The organism is Alistipes sp. AF48-12 (assembly GCF_003477565.1).
Taxonomy (GTDB): domain Bacteria; phylum Bacteroidota; class Bacteroidia; order Bacteroidales; family Rikenellaceae; genus Alistipes_A; species Alistipes_A hominis.
In genome coordinates this window covers 1960-5139 of sequence record NZ_QUDJ01000039.1, presented here as the reverse complement: position 1 = coordinate 5139, position 3180 = coordinate 1960, and the positions used below count along the sequence as shown (strand labels likewise).

2 rRNA genes are annotated in these 3180 nt (G+C 50.9%); both read right to left on the bottom strand.

Going from position 1 to position 3180, the window contains the following annotated elements:
• Window positions 1-16: 16 nt before the first annotated feature.
• Window positions 17-129: ribosomal RNA gene (gene rrf / locus DW082_RS13950) — 5S ribosomal RNA — on the bottom strand.
• A gap of 103 nt (window positions 130-232) precedes the next feature.
• Window positions 233-3104 (bottom strand): 23S ribosomal RNA (locus DW082_RS13945).
• Window positions 3105-3180 lie beyond the last annotated feature (76 nt).

The following is a 3180-nucleotide window of genomic DNA, read 5'->3' as shown; positions in this document are numbered from 1 at the left end:
TGCTCGGAGGACTCTAAGGAGGCGGCTACCTACTCTCCCACATGTTACTGCAGTACCATCGGCGTGAACGGGCTTAACTTCTCTGTTCGGAATGGGAAGAGGTGGAACCCCGCTGCTATAACCACCTAAATCTACATTGTTATAGCTAACAACATGATATCGTAAAGTTCTTTTGACTCAAACACCTTCTTTCGAGTATTTGACGATTCGAGGATGAGAAAAGGGCCCTCTGTAAAGAAAGTCATTCGGGCTATTAGTACCGCTCGGCTTTGACATCACTGCCTTTACACCTGCGGCCTATCAACGTAGTAGTCTCCTACGGCCCTCAAGGGAAATCTTATCTTGGGGTTGGCTTCGTGCTTAGATGCTTTCAGCACTTATCCAATCCGAACATGGATACTCAGCGATACACCTGGCGGCATAACTGATAAACCAGAGGTTCGTCCAACTCGGTCCTCTCGTACTAAAGTCAGGACCCCTCAAATTTCCTACGCCCGCAACAGATAGAGACCGAACTGTCTCACGACGTTCTGAACCCAGCTCGCGTGCCACTTTAATCGGCGAACAGCCGAACCCTTGGGACCTTCTCCAGCCCCAGGATGTGACGAGCCGACATCGAGGTGCCAAACCGCCGCGTCGATATGAGCTCTTGGCGGCGATCAGCCTGTTATCCCCGGAGTACCTTTTATCCTTTGAGCGATGGCCAGTCCACACAGAACCACCGGATCACTATGCCCTGCTTTCGCACCTGGTCGACTTGTTGGTCTCACAGTCAAGCACCCTTGTGCCATTGCACTCTGCGCACGGTTACCATTCGTGCTGAGGGTACCTTGGGAAGCCTCCGTTACGCTTTTGGAGGCGACCACCCCAGTCAAACTACCCACCAAACGGTGTCTCCCTTGCGGGGTTAGAATTCAAATACACAAAGGGCAGTATTTCAACGTTGACTCCACGATACCTAGCGGCACCGCTTCGCAGTCTCCTGCCTATCCTACACATTATGCACCCAAATTCAGCGTTAAGTTGCAGTAAAGGTTCACGGGGTCTTTTCGTCCCGTTGCGGGTACCCGGCATCTTCACCGGGACTACAATTTCACTGAGCTCACGGACGAGACAGTGTCCAGATCATTACACCATTCGTGCAGGTCGGAACTTACCCGACAAGGAATTTCGCTACCTTAGGACCGTTATAGTTACGGCCGCCGTTTACTGGGGCTTCGATTCAATGCTTCGCTTGCGCTGACATCCCCTCTTAACCTTCCAGCACCGGGCAGGTGTCAGGCCCTATACTTCTTCTCTCGAATTAGCAGAGCCATATGTTTTTGTTAAACAGTTGCCTGGACCTCTTCGCTGCGCCCTACTTGCGTAGGGACCCCTTTTCCCGAAGTTACGGGGTCAATTTGCCTAGTTCCTTATCCGTGATTCACTCAAGCACCTGAGGATACTCTCCTCGACCACCTGTGTCGGTTTACGGTACGGGTGATATGAACCTGAAGCTTAGAAGTTTTTCTCGGAAGCTTGCTTGGGCTAACTATCCGATTGGCCGTAGCCGCTCGGTACTGTCAGGTTTCAGCATGAATCAGCTATTAACCGAATCATATACCTACACCCTTTAACCAACAATTCCGTCTGTTGGCGTAGCTTACGCTTCTCCGTCCCTCCGTCGCAGTTCATATCAGTATCGGAATATTAACCGATTGTCCATCGAGATCACCATGCGGCTTACCCTTAGGCCCCGACTGACCCTGATCCGATTAACGTTGATCAGGAAACCTTGGTCTTGCGGTGGGCGGGTTACTCTCCCGCCTTATCGTTACTTATACCTACATTTGCTTTTCCATAAACTCCACCGATCCTCACGAATCGGCTTCGACGTCGATGGAATGCTCCCCTACCACTCCGTAGAGTCCATAGCTTCGGCAATACACTTGATGCCCGGTTATTATCCACGCACAACCGCTCGACTAGTGAGCTGTTACGCACTCTTTAAATGAATAGCTGCTTCCAAGCTAACATCCTAGCTGTCGCTGCAGTCGCACATCGTTAGTTCAACTTAGTGTATGTTTGGGGGCCTTAGCTGATGGTCTGAGTTGTTCCTCTTTAGTCGCCGGACATTAGCACCCAGCGGCTCACTGCTGCAAATCATTCTACTGGCATTCGGAGTTTGTCAGGATTTGGTAGGCGGTGAAGCCCCCGCATCCAATCAGTAGCTCTACCTCCAGTAGACTATTACAACGCTGCTCCTAAAAGCATTTCGGGGAGTACGAGCTATTTCCCAGCTTGATTAGCCTTTCACCCCTACCCACAAGTCATCCGAAAACTTTTCAACGTTTACCGGTGCGGACCTCCAGTTGGTTTTACCCAACCTTCATCCTGCTCATGGGTAGATCGCAAGGTTTCGCGTCTACAACCACTAACTATACGCCCTATTCAGACTCGCTTTCGCTTCGGCTCCGGACTTTATAGTCCTTAACCTCGCTAGTGATTAGTAACTCGTAGGTTCATTATCCAAAAGGCACGCCGTCACCGCACGAAGCGGCTCCGACAGGTTGTAAGCGTACGGTTTCAGGTTCTTTTTCACTCCCCTGTTCGGGGTACTTTTCACCTTTCCCTCACGGTACTGGTCCACTATCGGTCTCTTGGGAGTATTTAGCCTTACGGGGTGGTCCCCGCAAATTCTGACAGGATTCCTCGTGTCCCGCCATACTCAGGATACTGCTACCGCTTACCGAACTTACCAATACGGGACTTTCACCCTCTACGGTACGACTTTCCAGTCATTTCTCGTTCGTTGGTATTAAGATATCGCAGTCCTATAACCCCGGCATTGCCGTAACAACGCCGGTTTGGGCTCTTTCCTTTTCGCTCGCCACTACTCGGGAAATCGATGTTTCTTTCTCCTCCTCCTATTACTAAGATGTTTCAGTTCATAGGGTTTGCTCACCGTTGCCGGTGTGACAGGTCTCCGACCTGCCGGGTTGCCCCATTCGGACATCTGCGGATCAAGTCTTTTTTGCAAATCCCCGCAGCTTTTCGCAGCTTAACACGTCCTTCTTCGCCTCCAAGAGCCTAGGCATCCCCCGTACGCCCTTGCTTACTTTCTTTTTCGTGTCGCATAACCCGGCTCGTGACCGGTTATGCAACCCCCTTTCTCATCCTTAAATCTGTCAAAGAACTTTT